Raw genomic sequence first — 15,695 nt, forward strand, 5'->3', positions numbered from 1 at the left:
TTTAACCGACTAGCGCCGATTCGCCCACCGCAACCTAAGCCACTCAAGATCCTCCGGTCGGGTCACCTTGATATTGTCCGAGCGCCCTTCGATCAGGCGCGGCGCCTGGCCGGACCACTCCATCGCCGAGGCTTCGTCGGTGATGACTGCGTCGGCCACCAGGCTGTCGGCCAATGCACGGTGCAAGGCACCGAGGCGGAACATTTGCGGTGTGTAGGCTTGCCAGATCAAGCGGCGGTCGACGGTTTCCACCACCCGACCGTGCCTGTCGACGCGTTTAAGGGTGTCGCGAGCCGGTACGGCCAGCAGGCCACCGACAGGATCATCGGCCAGCTCGCGTAACAGTTTGTCGAGATCATCGCGGCTCAAATTCGGCCGGGCAGCATCATGCACCAACACCCAGTCATCATCACTGGCGCCCAAGGCGTTCAACTGCAGCAATGCATTGAGCACCGACCCCGAGCGCTCTGAACCACCGTCCGCACGCTGGATACGGGGGTCGACAGAACAGGCCAGCGTGGGCCAATAGGGATCATCAGAAGCCAGACTGACCACCAGCCCCTTGAGGTCTGGGTGATCAAGGAAACAGCCAAGGCTGTGTTCAAGAATAGTGCGGCCACCCAACTGCAAATACTGCTTGGGACGGTCCGCGGCCATACGGGCACCGACGCCCGCGGCAGGAATCACGGCCCAGAAGGCCGGCAAACACTGACTCATTGGGCCAACTGGTAGAGGGTTTCGCCCTCCTTGACCATGCCCAATTCATGGCGAGCCCGCTCTTCAACGGTCTCCGTACCTTTTTTCAACTCAAGCACTTCGGCATCAAGGACGCGGTTGCGCTCCAACAGGCGTTCGTTTTCGGCGTGCTGGTCGGCAATTTGCTGGGTCAGGTCTTTTACCTGCGCAAAGCTGCCATTACCCACCCACAGGCGGTACTGCAGGCCAGCCAGCAACAAGAGCAAGACGAGGAACAACCAATTGGGACTGCGCATCGAATATCGGGTATCCAGTGAAAAAAGACAGCCATGCATCACTTTTGAAGCAACTGATAGCACGAAGCCTGGAAGAACCAGGCTTGTGCTTGATAGCCATCAGATTAACGCCGAAATGTTCACTATCGTGAACTTTCCGACGCAATCCGCTGACTTTTACCACGCCCTACCAACCAGTAGCGATCAACCGCGAAACTCGCCGCGACCGTTGTACTTGGCCTTGCCGGCCAATTGCTCTTCGATACGCAGCAATTGGTTGTACTTGGAAACACGATCGGAACGGCACAGGGAACCGGTCTTGATCTGGCCCGCCGAGGTGCCCACGGCCAGGTCGGCAATGGTCGAATCTTCGGTTTCGCCCGAGCGGTGGGAGATCACGGCGGTGTAGCCCGCAGCCTTGGCCATCTGGATGGCTTCCAGCGTTTCGGTCAGGGTGCCGATCTGGTTGAACTTGATGAGGATCGAGTTGGCGATCTTTTTATCGATGCCTTCTTTGAGGATCTTGGTGTTAGTCACGAACAGGTCGTCGCCCACCAATTGGACTTTTTCGCCGATTTTGTCGGTGAGGATCTTCCAGCCATCCCAGTCGGACTCGTCCAGGCCGTCTTCGATCGAAATGATCGGATAGCGCTGGGTCAGGCCCTTGAGGTACTCAGCGAAGCCTTCGGAGTTGAACACCTGGCCTTCACCGGACAGGTTGTACTTGCCGTCTTCATAGAACTCGCTGGCTGCGCAGTCCAGGGCCAGGGTCACGTCGGTGCCCAGCGTGTAGCCAGCGTTGGCCACGGCTTCGGAAATGACTTTCAGCGCATCTTCGTTGGACGCCAGGTTCGGCGCGAAACCACCTTCGTCACCTACGGCGGTGCTCAGGCCACGGGCCTTCAGTACGGCCTTGAGGTGATGGAAAATCTCGGTGCCCATGCGCAGGCCTTCGGAGAAGGACTTGGCGCCAACCGGCTGCACCATGAATTCCTGGATATCGACGTTGTTATCGGCGTGCTCGCCACCGTTGATGATGTTCATCATCGGCACGGGCATCGAGTAAACACCCGGCGTGCCGTTCAGGTTGGCAATGTGCGCGTACAGCGGCAGGTCCTGATCCTGGGCGGCAGCCTTGGCGGCAGCCAGGGACACGGCGAGGATGGCGTTGGCGCCCAGGCTGCCTTTGTTTTCAGTGCCGTCGAGCTTGATCATCGCGTGGTCCAGGGCTTTCTGGTCCAGCGGGTCTTTGCCCAGCAGCAGGTCACGGATCGGGCCATTGATGTTGGCTACAGCCTTGAGGACACCCTTGCCCAGGTAACGGCTCTTGTCGCCATCACGCAGTTCCAGCGCTTCGCGCGAACCTGTGGAAGCACCGGATGGCGCGCAGGCGCTGCCGATGATGCCGTTATCGAGAAGCACGTCGGCTTCGACGGTGGGGTTGCCACGGGAGTCGAGAACTTCACGACCTTTGATGTCGACGATTTTTGCCATTGTTGTAAACACTCCAAAGTTGACGAAAACGACGCAGCTGAAGGGAAACTTTTGACCGACCGCAAGGGTGGAACAACGGGGCAGGCTTGCAGGCGACAAGGCTCAGGCCCGACGGCCTGAGCAGAAAGCGTGGGAAAGTCTACCGGAGAAACGCCGCTTACGCGGTCTCTACCGTCGGAAAACTCTTGACCAGTTCGTCCAACTGCTTGAGCTGGGCCAGGAATGGCTCCAGCTTGTCCAGGCGCAGAGCGCAGGGGCCGTCGCATTTGGCGTTGTCCGGATCCGGGTGGGCTTCCAGGAACAGGCCGGCCAGGGACTGGCTGAGACCCGCCTTGGCCAGGTCCAGCACCTGGGCGCGGCGACCACCAGCGGAGTCTGCACGACCACCGGGCATTTGCAGCGCGTGGGTCACGTCGAAGAACACCGGGTATTCGAACTGCTTCATGATGCCGAAACCGAGCATGTCCACCACGAGGTTGTTGTAGCCGAAGCTCGAACCCCGCTCGCAGAGAATCAACTGGTCGTTACCCGCTTCCACGCACTTGTTCAGGATGTGTTTCATCTCCTGAGGCGCAAGGAACTGGGCTTTCTTGATATTGATCACGGCGCCGGTCTTGGCCATCGCCACGACCAGGTCGGTCTGGCGCGACAGGAAGGCCGGCAGCTGGATGATGTCGCACACCTCGGCGACCACGGCAGCCTGTTCAGGCTCGTGGACGTCGGTGATGATCGGCACGCCGAAGGCTTGCTTGATGTCCTGGAAGATCCGCATGCCTTCTTCAAGGCCCGGGCCGCGATAGGAGGTCACGGACGAACGGTTGGCCTTGTCGAAGCTGGCCTTGAACACATAAGGGATACCCAGTTTCTCGGTAACCTTGACGTACTCTTCGCAGACCTGCATCGCCATGTCGCGGCTTTCCAGCACGTTCATGCCGCCGAACAGCACCATGGGCTTGTCGTTGGCGATCTCGATGTCGCCTACGCGAATGATCTTCTGGGCCATCAGGTTTACGCCTTCTTCTGGTGTTGCGTCAGTGCCGCCTTGACGAAACCGCTGAACAACGGGTGGCCGTCACGTGGCGTCGAGGTGAACTCCGGGTGGAACTGGCAAGCGACGAACCATGGATGATCCGGTGCTTCGACCACTTCAACCAGCGCGCCATCACCGGAGCGACCGGAAATCTTCAGGCCGGCGGCTTTGATCTGCGGCAGCAGGTTGTTGTTCACTTCGTAGCGATGACGGTGACGCTCGACGATCACGTCCTTGCCATAGCAATCGTGAACCAAAGAACCGGCTTCCAGCAGGCAGTCTTGCGCGCCAAGGCGCATGGTGCCGCCCAGGTCGGAGCTTTCGGTACGGGTCTCGACCGCGCCGGTGGCGTCTTCCCACTCGGTGATCAGGCCCACGACCGGGTGGCCGCTCTTGCTGTCGAACTCGGTGGAGTTGGCGTCTTTCCAGCCCAGCACGTTACGGGCGAACTCGATGACGGCCACTTGCATGCCCAGGCAGATACCCAGGTACGGCACCTTGTTCTCACGAGCGTACTGCACGGCGGTGATCTTGCCTTCCACGCCACGCAGGCCGAAACCGCCTGGCACGAGGATCGCGTCGACCCCTTCGAGCAGCGCGGTGCCCTGGTTCTCGATGTCTTCGGAATCGATATAACGCAGGTTGACCTTGGTACGGTTGCTGATGCCGGCGTGGCTCATCGCTTCGATCAGCGACTTGTACGCATCCAGCAGCTCCATGTACTTGCCGACCATGGCGATGGTGACTTCGTGCTCAGGGTTGAGCTTGGCATCGACCACGGCTTCCCACTCGGACAGATCCGCGCCGTTGCATTGCAGGCCGAAACGCTCGACCACAAAATCATCCAGGCCTTGTGAATGCAGGATGCCCGGGATCTTGTAGATGGTGTCTGCGTCTTCCAGGGCAATCACCGCACGTTCTTCAACGTTGGTGAACTGGGCGATCTTGCGACGCGAGGAAATGTCGATCGGGTGATCGGAGCGGCACACCAGCACGTCCGGCTGCAGGCCGATGGAACGCAGTTCCTTGACCGAGTGCTGGGTAGGCTTGGTTTTGGTTTCGCCGGCGGTGGCGATGTACGGCACCAGTGTCAGGTGCATCAGCATCGCGCGCTTGGCGCCGACTTCGAAACGCAATTGGCGGATGGCTTCGAGGAACGGTTGGGATTCGATGTCACCCACGGTGCCACCGATCTCGACCATCGCCACGTCGGCATCGCCTGCGCCCTTGATGATGCGGCGCTTGATTTCGTCGGTGATGTGCGGGATCACCTGGATGGTTGCACCCAGGTAGTCACCACGGCGCTCCTTGCGCAGCACGTGCTCGTAGACACGGCCTGTGGTGAAGTTGTTGTTCTGGGTCATGGTCGTGCGGATGAACCGCTCGTAATGGCCCAGGTCCAGGTCGGTCTCGGCGCCGTCATGTGTGACGAACACTTCACCGTGCTGGAACGGGCTCATGGTGCCCGGGTCGACGTTGATGTACGGGTCCAGCTTGAGCATGGTGACTTTAAGCCCCCGCGCCTCCAGGATGGCCGCCAATGAAGCGGAGGCAATGCCTTTCCCCAATGAAGAAACAACACCGCCCGTGACGAATATGTAGCGCGTCATGAAAAACCCTAGAAGTCTGCGTTAAAGCGGTCCGAGCCGCCGGGGAAAGCGAAGAGAGGCCGAAGCCCCCGATCACCTGCATTAATCACAGTGCACCTTTCAAAAAAACCGCCGCGTTGTGACAGACCAGCAATGAAACACCGGTACGTTGATCGCTACACATTTTTTGGAATCGCCCAGCAAAGACTGCTTGGTAATCGGCAACTGCTGCGATTCAGGCGAATCCACAGAAGTTGTATCAAGAAGGGAGCGTAGTCTACCGGAAAGGCGCTATCAGCTCAAACCTTGATCGCAGCTCTGTGGCAACCAATCCAATTGCCCGTCATCCACCGAGCGGGTCCATGCCCCCGCGACGCTTGGCACAGCCAGCAATTGCTCGCCCCGATAGACCAGCGGCAATCTGCCACGGACGAAGCCCGGCAAACCACTTTCATTGAGCAGGCGCTTGAGATCACGCCGACCTCGCCCCGGCACATCGAAGATTTCGCCCCCCTGGCGATAGCGGACCACCAACGGGCCTTCGGGGGCCCGGCCGATAAATCTCAGCTGGCCATTGCCCATCAACTCGAGTGGTTGTTGGGGATCGGGCCAGCTCACCGAGGCGTCGGAAAACGTCGACCAGGTTGTGGGCAACCACCAGATGCGTTCACCGCTACGCTGCATTTGGCCGTCGGCCAGGCGCCATAGAGGCTGTGCGTCACCCTTGGCATCGCGCAGGGCGTTCCAACCGGTCCAGTGATCGCTGTCGGGCAAACGGGTCAGTGGCGTCAGCCAATACCGCAAAACGTTACGCTGGCGGGCATCGGACAATTGGCGTAAGGGTTCAAGCGCCAGGGACGGCAGAGGCAACCAGGGAAACGCAGAAGGCTGACCGGCGCGCTGCAGGTCCATCTGCGCCAACTCGTCGAGCAGCCCTTGAGCCTCAGCCATGTGTTCAGCCGTGCGAGCCAGCTGGGTGATCGCCTGCGGCCAGCGCTCCGTAAGGCTGGGAAGTACACGGTGACGCAGGTAATTGCGGGAAAACCGTGGATCAACGTTGGAGGGATCCTCGATCCAGTGCAATTGATGCTGTTGCGCGTAGGCTTCCAGTTCGCTACGGGAAAATGCCAGCAACGGCCGCACCAAGTGGCCCTGCGCCAAGGGGCGGTGCTCAGGCATCGCCGCCAACCCTCGCACACCGGCACCGCGCAGCAGGCGAAACAGCAGCGTTTCGGCCTGATCGTCGCGATGCTGGCCGGTGAAAAGCACCTCCCCTGCCCCCATTGCCTGCATGAACGCCTGATAGCGCGCATCCCGCGCCGCACGTTCAAGGCTCGCGCCCGGCCTCACCTGCACACGCATGAGGCGCAAGGGTACGCCCAGGCTGTCGCAGACCGCTTGGCAATGAGCTGGCCATGCGTCGGCAGCAGCTTGCAGGCCGTGGTGGACATGGACGGCGCGAAGGGGCGGTAGGGTTTGGGTGTTTGCCAGGGAGGCGAGAAGATGCAGCAGGACGGTGGAATCAAGCCCACCGGAAAATGCGATGTGCCAGGTCGGGGCATTGCGCCAGGGGGCCAGGGCTTGCAGGAGTCTTGCGGCAACATCCGGTTTCATCACACATCAACGCTGCAAATCTGGAATAGGTTTACCAGCATACACAAAGCAAATGTGGGAGGGGCTTGCTCCCGATAGCGCAGTGTCAGCCACCGCATGTGCAAGCTGATCCACCGCCATCGGGAGCAAGCTCCCTCCCACATTAAGTGCCAGCGTCGGCTTAGAGGCCGTAGCTCATCAGACGCTCGTAACGACGGGCCAACAGCGCTTCGTTATCAAGCTTCTTGAGCATCGCCAGTTGCGAACTCAACTCGGCACGGATGGTCGCGGCGGCAGCGGCCGGGTCGCGGTGCGCGCCACCCAGTGGCTCGGCGATGACTTTGTCGACGATCCCCAGGCCTTTGAGGCGATCAGCGGTGATGCCCATGGCTTCGGCAGCATCGGGCGCCTTTTCTGCGGTTTTCCACAGGATCGAGGCGCAACCTTCCGGCGAGATCACTGCGTAGGTCGAATATTGCAACATGTTCAGTTGGTCGCAGACGCCGATGGCCAACGCACCGCCGGAACCACCCTCACCGATCACGGTGGCGATGATCGGGGTCTTCAGGCGGGACATGACACGCAGGTTCCAGGCAATCGCTTCGCTCTGGTTGCGCTCTTCGGCGTCGATGCCTGGGTAAGCACCCGGCGTATCGATGAAGGTCAGGATCGGCATTTTGAAGCGTTCGGCCATTTCCATCAGGCGACAAGCCTTGCGGTAGCCCTCCGGACGCGGCATGCCGAAGTTGCGACGTACTTTCTCACGCACTTCACGGCCTTTCTGGTGACCGATGATCATGACCGGCTGGTCGTCCAGGCGAGCGATACCGCCCACGATGGCCGCGTCGTCAGAGAAGTGGCGATCGCCGTGCAACTCGTCGAACTCGGTGAAGATATGCTGGATGTAGTCCAGGGTGTACGGACGGCGCGGATGGCGAGCCAGGCGCGCGATCTGCCAACTGGTTAGCTTGCCGAAGATGTCTTCGGTGAGCGTGCTGCTCTTGTCTTGCAGGCGAGCGATCTCATCGCCGATATTCAGCGAATTGTCATTGCCGACCAGGCGCAGTTCTTCGATCTTGGCTTGCAGGTCAGCGATCGGCTGTTCGAAATCAAGAAAATTCGGGTTCATAAGCGTCCGTCTTGGGTCGACGGCCAAGGGGTACCTGGCCAGCCGGTTGTCTATTCGCGCCTTACCTTAAGGGAGAGGCGCGTTCAGGTCGAGATTAAATGTTCAGTCGAGATCAGGCGCAATGCCATCACCGACGCATCAACGGTATTGGAGGAAGACGTTGTCACGGCCGAACTGGTCACGCAATGCTTGAATCAAGCCATCAGCAGGATCAATTCGCCAGGTCTCACCAAACTGCAACATCGCCTTGGCGTCGTTGCCGGTGTACTCCATGGTCACGGGGCACGCACCACGGTGACGCTTGAGCAGGTCGCCCAACCAGCGTAGCTGATCGCCTTTGAGCGCTTCGGTTTTCACCTTCAAACGCAGGCTCTCGGCCAGGTTGGTACGCGCGTCTTCCATGCTCATCACGCGCTTGATGCGCAGGCGCAGGCCGCCGGAGAAGTCATCATTACTGACCTCCCCCTCGACCACCACCATGGCATCGGTCTGCAACAACGACTGCGCGGAGTGGAAGGCGTCGGCAAACAGCGACGCTTCGATCCGACCCGAGCGATCGTCGAGGGTAATGAAACCCATCTTGTCGCCCTTTTTGTTCTTCATCACTCGCAAGGCGATGATCATGCCGGCGACGGTCTGGGTGTCGCGTGCAGGCTTGAGGTCGATGATGCGCTGACGCGCAAAGCGGCGGATCTCGCCTTCGTATTCATCAATGGGGTGACCGGTGAGGTACAGGCCCAAGGTGTCTTTTTCACCTTTGAGGCGTTCCTTGAGGGTCAGCTCTTTGGCCTTGCGGTGGTTGGCGTACACGTCCGCGTCTTCTTCAACGAACAGCCCGCCAAACAGGTCGGCGTGGCCGCTGTCGTGGGTGCGGGCGGTCTGTTCGGCGGCCTTGATCGCTTCTTCCATGGCGGTGAGCAGCACCGCGCGGTTGCGGTCGATATTCGCTTGATACGCCTTGGGCTCGTCATGGAAATACGGGCCCAGACGGTCCAGCGCGCCGCTGCGGATCAAGCCATCCAGGGTGCGCTTGTTGATGCGCTTGAGGTCAACCCGCGCGCAGAAGTCGAAAAGGTCCGTGAACGGGCCGTCCTGGCGCGCTTCGGTAATCGCTTCCACCGGGCCTTCGCCCACGCCCTTGATCGCACCAAGGCCATAGATGATGCGGCCTTCGTCATTCACCGTGAACTTGAACTCCGACGCGTTCACATCCGGCGCGTCGAGGCGCAGCTTCATGGTGCGCACTTCCTCGATCAAGGTTACGACCTTGTCGGTGTTGTGCATGTCGGCCGACAGTACCGCCGCCATGAACGGCGCCGGGTAGTGGGCTTTCAGCCAAGCGGTCTGGTAGGACACCAGGCCATACGCGGCGGAGTGGGATTTGTTGAAGCCGTAACCGGCGAATTTTTCCACCAGGTCGAAAATGTTACCGGCCAGGTCGGCATCGATATTGTTGGTGGCGCAACCCTCAATGAAACCACCGCGCTGCTTGGCCATTTCCTCGGGTTTCTTTTTACCCATGGCTCGACGCAGCATGTCCGCGCCGCCGAGGGTATAACCCGCCATCACCTGAGCGATCTGCATCACCTGTTCCTGGTACAGGATGATGCCGTAGGTCGGCGCCAGTACGGGCTTGAGGCCTTCGTATTGGTAGTCCGAATGCGGGTAAGCCAGTTCGGCGCGCCCGTGCTTGCGGTTGATGAAGTCATCAACCATGCCTGACTGCAGCGGGCCAGGACGGAACAGGGCCACCAGTGCGATCAAGTCTTCCAGGCAGTCGGGCTTGAGCTTTTTGATCAGTTCTTTCATGCCACGCGATTCAAGCTGGAATACCGCCGTGGTTTCAGCCTTTTGCAGCAAGCTGTAGGTCGGCTTGTCATCCAGCGGGATAAACGCGATATCCAGCGGCTCTTCACCGACCTTGGCGCGGTCGCGGTTGATGGTCTTGAGCGCCCAGTCGATGATCGTCAGGGTTCGCAGGCCAAGGAAGTCGAACTTCACCAGGCCGGCCGCCTCCACATCGTCCTTGTCAAACTGGGTAACCAGGCCATCGCCCTCTTCGTCGCAATAGATCGGCGAAAAGTCGGTGAGCTTGGTAGGCGCGATCACCACGCCACCGGCGTGTTTACCCACGTTACGCACCACACCTTCGAGCTTGCGCGCCATGTCCCAGATTTCGGCGGCTTCCTCATCGACCTTGATGAAGTCGCGCAGGATTTCTTCCTGCTCGTAGGCCTTCTCGAGGGTCATGCCGACTTCGAACGGGATCATCTTCGACAGACGATCCGCCAGGCCATAGGACTTGCCCTGCACTCGCGCCACATCACGGATTACCGCCTTGGCGGCCATCGAACCGAAGGTGATGATCTGGCTGACCGCGTTGCGGCCATATTTCTCGGCCACGTATTCGATCACGCGGTCGCGACCGTCCATGCAGAAGTCGACGTCGAAGTCGGGCATGGAAACCCGTTCCGGGTTCAGGAACCGCTCGAACAGCAGGTCATATTCCAGGGGGTCGAGGTCGGTGATTTTCTGCACATAGGCCACCAGCGAGCCGGCACCCGACCCACGACCCGGGCCGACCGGTACGCCGTTGCTTTTGGCCCACTGGATAAAGTCCATTACGATCAGGAAGTAACCGGGGAAGCCCATCTGGATGATGATATCCAGCTCGAAATTCAGCCGGTCAACGTAGACCTGGCGCTTGGCTTCGTAATCTTCGGTGGTGTCTTTGGGCAGCAGGACCGAGAGGCGTTCTTCCAGGCCGTCAAACGACACTTTGCGAAAGTACTCGTCGATGGTCATGCCGTCGGGGATCGGGAAGTTGGGCAGGAAGTGCTTGCCCAGCTTCACTTCGATGTTGCAGCGCTTGGCGATCTCGACGGAGTTTTCCAGGGCCTCGGGCAGGTCGCTGAACAACTCGGCCATTTCCTCGGCGCTTTTGAGGTACTGCTCTTCGCTGTAGTTCTTGGAGCGACGCGGGTCATCCAGGGCCCGGCCTTCGCCGATGCACACGCGGGTTTCGTGGGCTTCGAAATCTTCCTTCTTGATAAAGCGCACATCATTGGTCGCCACCAACGGTGCGCCCAGCTTGTCGGCCAACGCCACGGCGGCGTGCAGGTGCTCTTCATCATTAGGACGGTTGGTGCGCTGCACTTCGAGGTAGAACCGATCGGGAAAGACCTGCATCCACTCCTTCGCCAGCACTTCGGCTTCATGGGGGTTGCCACCCAGCAGTGCGATCCCGATCTCGCCCTCTTTGGCGGCCGACAGCATGATCAGGCCTTCGCTGGCCTCGGCGACCCATTCGCGCTCGATAATGATCGAACCGTTGCGCTGGCCCTCGATAAAACCACGGGAGATCAGTTCGGTGAGGTTGCGATACCCCACGCCGTTCATCGCCAACAGGCTGATGCGGCTCAGGGCATTATCCGGATCTTTGTTGGACAGCCACAGGTCGGCGCCGCAGATCGGCTTGATGCCGGCACCCATGGCGTTCTTGTAGAACTTGACCAGGGAACACATGTTGTTCTGATCGGTCACCGCGACCGCAGGCATGTTCATGCCCACCAGGGTTTTGACCAGCGGTTTGATCCGTACCAGGCCGTCGACCAGGGAGTACTCAGTGTGCAGGCGTAGGTGAACGAATGAAGCCGGCATAGTGATCCTGTCTTATACGTGGAAACAACAAGGCCCGGATTGTACCGGGCCTTGGCAAAAACATCAGCCTCGCGACTAAACCTCGATGAGACTCCCGCGCGTCTCGTAAGCCAGCCGTACAGGGGCAAACGAGCGACGATGGATCGGCGTGGGGCCAAGGCGGGCCAGGGCTTCCAGATGAACGGGGGTCGGGTAGCCTTTATGGCCGCCGATGCCATAGCCGGGGTAGATCAATTCGAAAGCCGCCATTTCACGATCACGGCTGACCTTGGCCAGGATTGAGGCAGCCGCAATGGCCGGCACCTTGCTATCACCCTTGACCACCGCCTCGGAGGGCATGGTCAGTTTCGGGCAACGATTGCCATCGATCATCGCCATTTTTGGCGTGATATGCAGGCCTTCCACCGCACGCTGCATGGCGAGCATGGTGGCGTGGAGAATATTCAACTGGTCGATTTCTTCGACTTCGGCCCGGGCGATATGCCAGCTCAAGGCCTTCTCACATATCTCGTCGAAGAGCTTTTCACGGCGCGCTTCGGTGAGTTTTTTCGAGTCGTTGAGGCCGAGGATCGGACGGCTCGGATCAAGGATCACCGCCGCAGTAACCACGGCGCCACATAAAGGCCCGCGCCCCACCTCATCAACCCCGGCCACCAGTTCGTGGGCCTCGGCAACCAGGCTGAAATCCAGCCCCATCTGCGTGCTCATAAGGCTTCCTGTTTATGGCCAATCAAGCTCAATACGGCGTTTGCCGCCTGGTTTGACGCGTCACGACGCAAGGTGCGATGAATCTCGTCAAATCCGCGGGTCTGTTCTTCGCCGCCGTCGATCAAGGGGAGCAGGGTTTGCGCCAAGGCTTGGGGCGTTGCATCGTCCTGCAACAACTCCGGTACCAACAGGCGTTGGGCCAGCAAATTGGGCAAAGAGATGTAGGGACTCTTGACCATGCGCTTGAGAATCCAGAACGTCAGCGGCGCCAGACGGTAGGCCACGACCATCGGACGCTTGTACAGCAAAGCCTCCAACGTCGCTGTACCCGAGGCGATCAGCACCGCATCACAGGCCGCCAACGCCAGGTGCGACTGGCCGTCGAGCAAGGTCAACGGCAGGGTGCGACCTTCCAGCAGCGTTTCGATCTGCGCACGACGCTGCGGGCTGGCGCAGGGCAACACGAAACGCACGCCTGGCTTCAACACTTGCAGTCGCTCGGCGGCATCGAAAAACACACTGGCCAAACGACCAACCTCGCCACCGCGACTGCCAGGCATCAATGCGACGAGTGGACCGTCGGGCAAGCCCAGTTCGGCACGCGCAGCTGTGCGGTCTGCCTGCAAAGGGATGGTGTCGGCCAATGTGTGCCCGACAAACCGAACCGGCACGCCCTTCTCTTCGTAGAAACGGGCCTCGAAGGGCAGCAACGTCAGCATCAGGTCACAACCTTCACGGATCTTCAGCACACGTTTCTGCCGCCAGGCCCACACAGACGGGCTGACGTAGTGAACGGTCTTGATGCCGGCCTGACGCAACTTGAGTTCGATATTGAGGGTGAAGTCCGGCGCGTCGATGCCAATGAAGACGTCAGGCTTTTCTTCGATAAGCGTCTGGATCAGCAGCTTGCGCCGAGCGAGCAGCTCACGCAGGCGACCCAGCACTTCCACCAGGCCCATGACCGACAGGCGCTCCATGGGGAAGTAAGACGTGAGGCCTTCAGCCTGCATCAGCGGACCGCCGACGCCAATAAACTCAACCGCAGGGTGCTGGGCCTTGAGAGCCCGCATAAGACCTGCGCCCAGAATATCGCCGGAAGCCTCTCCCGCCACCAGCGCGATACGCAGATTGGCCATGGTCAGCGGGTGATGCCGCGAGTCGACGCCTGGATCGAGTCACGGAACACCGCGACTTCCGGGAACAACGCTGCCGGCTCGGTCAGTTGGGTCAATGCCTGGTCTACCGTCAACCCTTGGCGATACACCACCTTATAGGCGCGGCGCAGCGCATGGATCGCATCTTCGCTGAAACCACGACGGCGCATGCCTTCAAAATTCATGCTACGGGCCTCGGCCGGGTTGCCGAACACCGTGACGAACGCCGGAACGTCCTTGCCGATGGCGGTACCCATGCCGGAAAAGCTGTGGGCGCCGATATGGCAGTACTGATGTACCAGGGTGAAACCGGACAGGATCGCCCAATCATCAACGTGCACATGGCCCGCCAACGCAGTGTTGTTGACCAGGATGCAGTGGTTGCCGATCACACTGTCGTGGCCGATATGGGCATAGGCCATCACCAGGTTGTGATCACCCAGGGTGGTTTCCGCACGATCCTGCACAGTACCGCGGTGAATGGTCACGCCTTCACGGATGATGTTGTGGTCACCGATTACCAAACGTGTTTCTTCACCCTTGTACTTCATGTCCGGGGTGTCTTCGCCTACCGACGAGAACTGGTAGATACGATTGTGTTTGCCAATGCGGGTCGGACCTTTAAGGATCACGTGCGGCCCGATGACAGTCCCCTCGCCGATTTCCACACCTGCGCCGATGATCGACCAAGGGCCGACCTCAACGTCGGCGGCCAGAACGGCCGACGGATCGATGATTGCGCGAGGGTCAATCAAACTCATAGTTTGCGTTCCGCGCAGATGATCTCGGCGGAGCATACCGGCTTGCCGTCTACCGAGACCTGGCATTCGAATTTCCAGATCTGGCGCTTGCAGCTGATGAACTTGGCTTCCAGGATCAACTGGTCACCCGGGGTAACCGGGTTGCGGAAACGCAACTTGTCGGAGCCCACGAAATAGTAAAGCGTGCCATCGGCAGGCTTGAGGTCGAGCATTTTGAAACCAAGGATACCGGCAGCCTGGGCCATTGCTTCGATGATCAATACGCCTGGCATGATTGGATGCGCAGGGAAGTGACCGTTGAAGAACGGTTCGTTGATGCTGACATTCTTGTAGGCACGAATGCGCTTTTCCTCAACATTGAGGTCCACTACGCGGTCCACCAGCAGGAACGGGTAACGGTGAGGCAGGTATTCGCGAATCTCGTTGATGTCCATCATTTCGGGGGGAAGCCTGTAATAAAGATTGGGGGCGGGCGAATAACGCACGCCCCGCTAGCAAATCAAGGAGGCAAGTCTAGCGGCTGTGCACACTTGATATGGAAATGGTATCAGCCTTCTGATGAAGCATTACCGCCAGGGGTCACGTCCCCAACACGCTTTTCCAGCTGTTTGAGACGTCGAGCCATGTCGTCGAGCTGCCTCAAACGCGCTGCACTTTTACGCCATTCAGCCGCAGGCTGCATGGCGGTACCGGAAGAGTAGGCCCCAGGCTCGGTAATCGAGTGAGTGACCATGGTCATGCCGGTGATGAATACGTTGTCGCAAATATCGATATGCCCCACCAGCCCTACGCCACCGGCGAGCATGCAATGCTTGCCGATCTTGGTGCTGCCGGAAATCCCCACGCATGCGGCCATGGCGGTGTGATCGCCAATCTGAACGTTGTGAGCGATCTGGATCTGGTTGTCGAGCTTCACACCATTACCGATCACGGTATCGGCCAGGGCCCCGCGATCGACAGCCGTGTTCACCCCGATTTCCACGTCGTCGCCGATCAATACGCCGCCGACCTGGGCAATCTTGTGCCAGACACCTTTGGCATTGGCAAAGCCAAAGCCTTCACCACCGATCACAGCACCGGATTGAATTACCACACGCTCACCGATACGCACATCGTGGTACAAGGTCACGCGCGGGGCCAACCAACCATCCGCACCGATTTCGCAGCGTGCGCCAATAAAACAATGCGCACCAACCGTTACACCGGCCGCGATACGGGCGCCACTCTCGATCACCGTAAACGCACCAATGCTCGCCGCAGGGTCAACCTGGGCATCATCGGCGATGACCGCCGACGGATGAATACCACCGGCAGCCTTGGGTTTCGGATCAAACAGGTGCGACACCCGCGCATAGGCCAGGTAGGGGTCGGCCACCACCAGCGCATCCCCGGCAAACCCTTCAGCATCAGCGGCCTTCAGCAATACGGCTGCAGCGCGGCTGTCGATGAGGTATTTACGGTATTGAGGATTTGCGAGGAAGCTCAACTGAGCTGGGCCAGCCTCCTGCAAGGTGGCTAGCCCAGTAATTTCCTTCTCCGGGGAGCCACGCAAGGTAGCCCCCAGGAACTCGGCCAACTCGCCGAGCCTGATAATCGCGGTCATGGC

General features: G+C 59.7%; 13 protein-coding genes. All 13 read right to left on the reverse strand.

What is annotated here, in order from left to right; all coding sequences use genetic code 11:
- Nucleotides 1-9 precede the first annotated feature (9 nt).
- Nucleotides 10-717, reverse strand: a complete 708-nt coding sequence (ispD, locus tag AB4O23_RS25925) for a 2-C-methyl-D-erythritol 4-phosphate cytidylyltransferase (RefSeq protein WP_017529680.1) — start codon at nucleotides 715-717, stop codon at nucleotides 10-12.
- Nucleotides 714-992 (reverse strand): cell division protein FtsB, encoded by a 279-nt coding sequence (ftsB, locus tag AB4O23_RS25930; RefSeq protein ID WP_003172294.1) that lies wholly within the window; start codon nucleotides 990-992, stop codon nucleotides 714-716. The genes ispD and ftsB overlap by 4 nt, the downstream gene beginning before the upstream one ends.
- Before the next feature lie 183 nt (nucleotides 993-1,175).
- A complete protein-coding gene (eno, locus tag AB4O23_RS25935; RefSeq protein ID WP_017529681.1) occupies nucleotides 1,176-2,465 on the reverse strand; it encodes a phosphopyruvate hydratase in 1,290 nt (429 codons plus the stop codon).
- Between the two features lie 157 nt (nucleotides 2,466-2,622).
- Entirely contained in the window at nucleotides 2,623-3,468 is an 846-nt protein-coding gene (gene kdsA / locus AB4O23_RS25940; protein WP_065877156.1) for a 3-deoxy-8-phosphooctulonate synthase, read from the reverse strand.
- Nucleotides 3,469-3,473: 5 nt separating this feature from the next.
- The gene (locus tag AB4O23_RS25945; protein ID WP_017529683.1) at nucleotides 3,474-5,105 is read right to left on the reverse strand and encodes a CTP synthase; all 1,632 of its coding nucleotides are present in this window, start codon (nucleotides 5,103-5,105) and stop codon (nucleotides 3,474-3,476) included.
- Between the two features lie 273 nt (nucleotides 5,106-5,378).
- Nucleotides 5,379-6,698, reverse strand: a complete 1,320-nt coding sequence (gene tilS / locus AB4O23_RS25950) for a tRNA lysidine(34) synthetase TilS (RefSeq protein ID WP_460084269.1) — start codon at nucleotides 6,696-6,698, stop codon at nucleotides 5,379-5,381.
- A gap of 160 nt (nucleotides 6,699-6,858) precedes the next feature.
- Nucleotides 6,859-7,806 (reverse strand): acetyl-CoA carboxylase carboxyltransferase subunit alpha, encoded by a 948-nt coding sequence (locus AB4O23_RS25955; RefSeq protein WP_017529685.1) that lies wholly within the window; start codon nucleotides 7,804-7,806, stop codon nucleotides 6,859-6,861.
- 138 nt (nucleotides 7,807-7,944) lie between these two features.
- Nucleotides 7,945-11,466 carry a DNA polymerase III subunit alpha gene (gene dnaE / locus AB4O23_RS25960; protein WP_017529686.1) on the reverse strand — a complete coding sequence of 1,174 codons (3,522 nt, stop codon included), beginning with the start codon at nucleotides 11,464-11,466 and terminating at the stop codon, nucleotides 7,945-7,947.
- 75 nt (nucleotides 11,467-11,541) lie between these two features.
- Nucleotides 11,542-12,174, reverse strand: coding sequence for a ribonuclease HII (gene rnhB / locus AB4O23_RS25965; protein WP_068937597.1), 633 nt, complete (start codon nucleotides 12,172-12,174; stop codon nucleotides 11,542-11,544).
- A complete protein-coding gene (lpxB, locus tag AB4O23_RS25970) occupies nucleotides 12,171-13,310 on the reverse strand; it encodes a lipid-A-disaccharide synthase (RefSeq protein ID WP_017529688.1) in 1,140 nt (379 codons plus the stop codon). The genes rnhB and lpxB overlap by 4 nt, the downstream gene beginning before the upstream one ends.
- Before the next feature lie 2 nt (nucleotides 13,311-13,312).
- Entirely contained in the window at nucleotides 13,313-14,089 is a 777-nt protein-coding gene (gene lpxA / locus AB4O23_RS25975; protein WP_017529689.1) for an acyl-ACP--UDP-N-acetylglucosamine O-acyltransferase, read from the reverse strand.
- Nucleotides 14,086-14,526 carry a 3-hydroxyacyl-ACP dehydratase FabZ gene (fabZ, locus tag AB4O23_RS25980; protein ID WP_460150307.1) on the reverse strand — a complete coding sequence of 147 codons (441 nt, stop codon included), beginning with the start codon at nucleotides 14,524-14,526 and terminating at the stop codon, nucleotides 14,086-14,088. The genes lpxA and fabZ overlap by 4 nt, the downstream gene beginning before the upstream one ends.
- A gap of 110 nt (nucleotides 14,527-14,636) precedes the next feature.
- Nucleotides 14,637-15,692: a UDP-3-O-(3-hydroxymyristoyl)glucosamine N-acyltransferase gene (lpxD, locus tag AB4O23_RS25985; protein ID WP_017529690.1), complete on the reverse strand. Its 1,056-nt coding sequence runs from the start codon at nucleotides 15,690-15,692 to the stop codon at nucleotides 14,637-14,639.
- Between the last annotated feature and the right edge of the window lie 3 nt (nucleotides 15,693-15,695).

It is taken from the genome of Pseudomonas sp. H2_A10, from assembly GCF_054680085.1.

Excerpts from the sequence above, each read along its gene's own strand:
- ispD (WP_017529680.1), bottom strand. The coding sequence starts at position 717 with ATGAGTCAGTGTTTGCCGGCCTTCTGGGCCGTGATTCCTGCCGCGGGC.
- AB4O23_RS25955 (WP_017529685.1), bottom strand. The coding sequence starts at position 7,806 with ATGAACCCGAATTTTCTTGATTTCGAACAGCCGATCGCTGACCTGCAA.
- lpxD (WP_017529690.1), bottom strand. The coding sequence starts at position 15,692 with ATGACCGCGATTATCAGGCTCGGCGAGTTGGCCGAGTTCCTGGGGGCT.
- kdsA (WP_065877156.1), bottom strand. The coding sequence starts at position 3,468 with ATGGCCCAGAAGATCATTCGCGTAGGCGACATCGAGATCGCCAACGAC.
- AB4O23_RS25945 (WP_017529683.1), bottom strand. The coding sequence starts at position 5,105 with ATGACGCGCTACATATTCGTCACGGGCGGTGTTGTTTCTTCATTGGGG.
- tilS (WP_460084269.1), bottom strand. The coding sequence starts at position 6,698 with ATGAAACCGGATGTTGCCGCAAGACTCCTGCAAGCCCTGGCCCCCTGG.
- lpxA (WP_017529689.1), bottom strand. The coding sequence starts at position 14,089 with ATGAGTTTGATTGACCCTCGCGCAATCATCGATCCGTCGGCCGTTCTG.
- lpxB (WP_017529688.1), bottom strand. The coding sequence starts at position 13,310 with ATGGCCAATCTGCGTATCGCGCTGGTGGCGGGAGAGGCTTCCGGCGAT.
- rnhB (WP_068937597.1), bottom strand. The coding sequence starts at position 12,174 with ATGAGCACGCAGATGGGGCTGGATTTCAGCCTGGTTGCCGAGGCCCAC.
- eno (WP_017529681.1), bottom strand. The coding sequence starts at position 2,465 with ATGGCAAAAATCGTCGACATCAAAGGTCGTGAAGTTCTCGACTCCCGT.
- dnaE (WP_017529686.1), bottom strand. The coding sequence starts at position 11,466 with ATGCCGGCTTCATTCGTTCACCTACGCCTGCACACTGAGTACTCCCTG.
- fabZ (WP_460150307.1), bottom strand. The coding sequence starts at position 14,526 with ATGATGGACATCAACGAGATTCGCGAATACCTGCCTCACCGTTACCCG.
- ftsB (WP_003172294.1), bottom strand. The coding sequence starts at position 992 with ATGCGCAGTCCCAATTGGTTGTTCCTCGTCTTGCTCTTGTTGCTGGCT.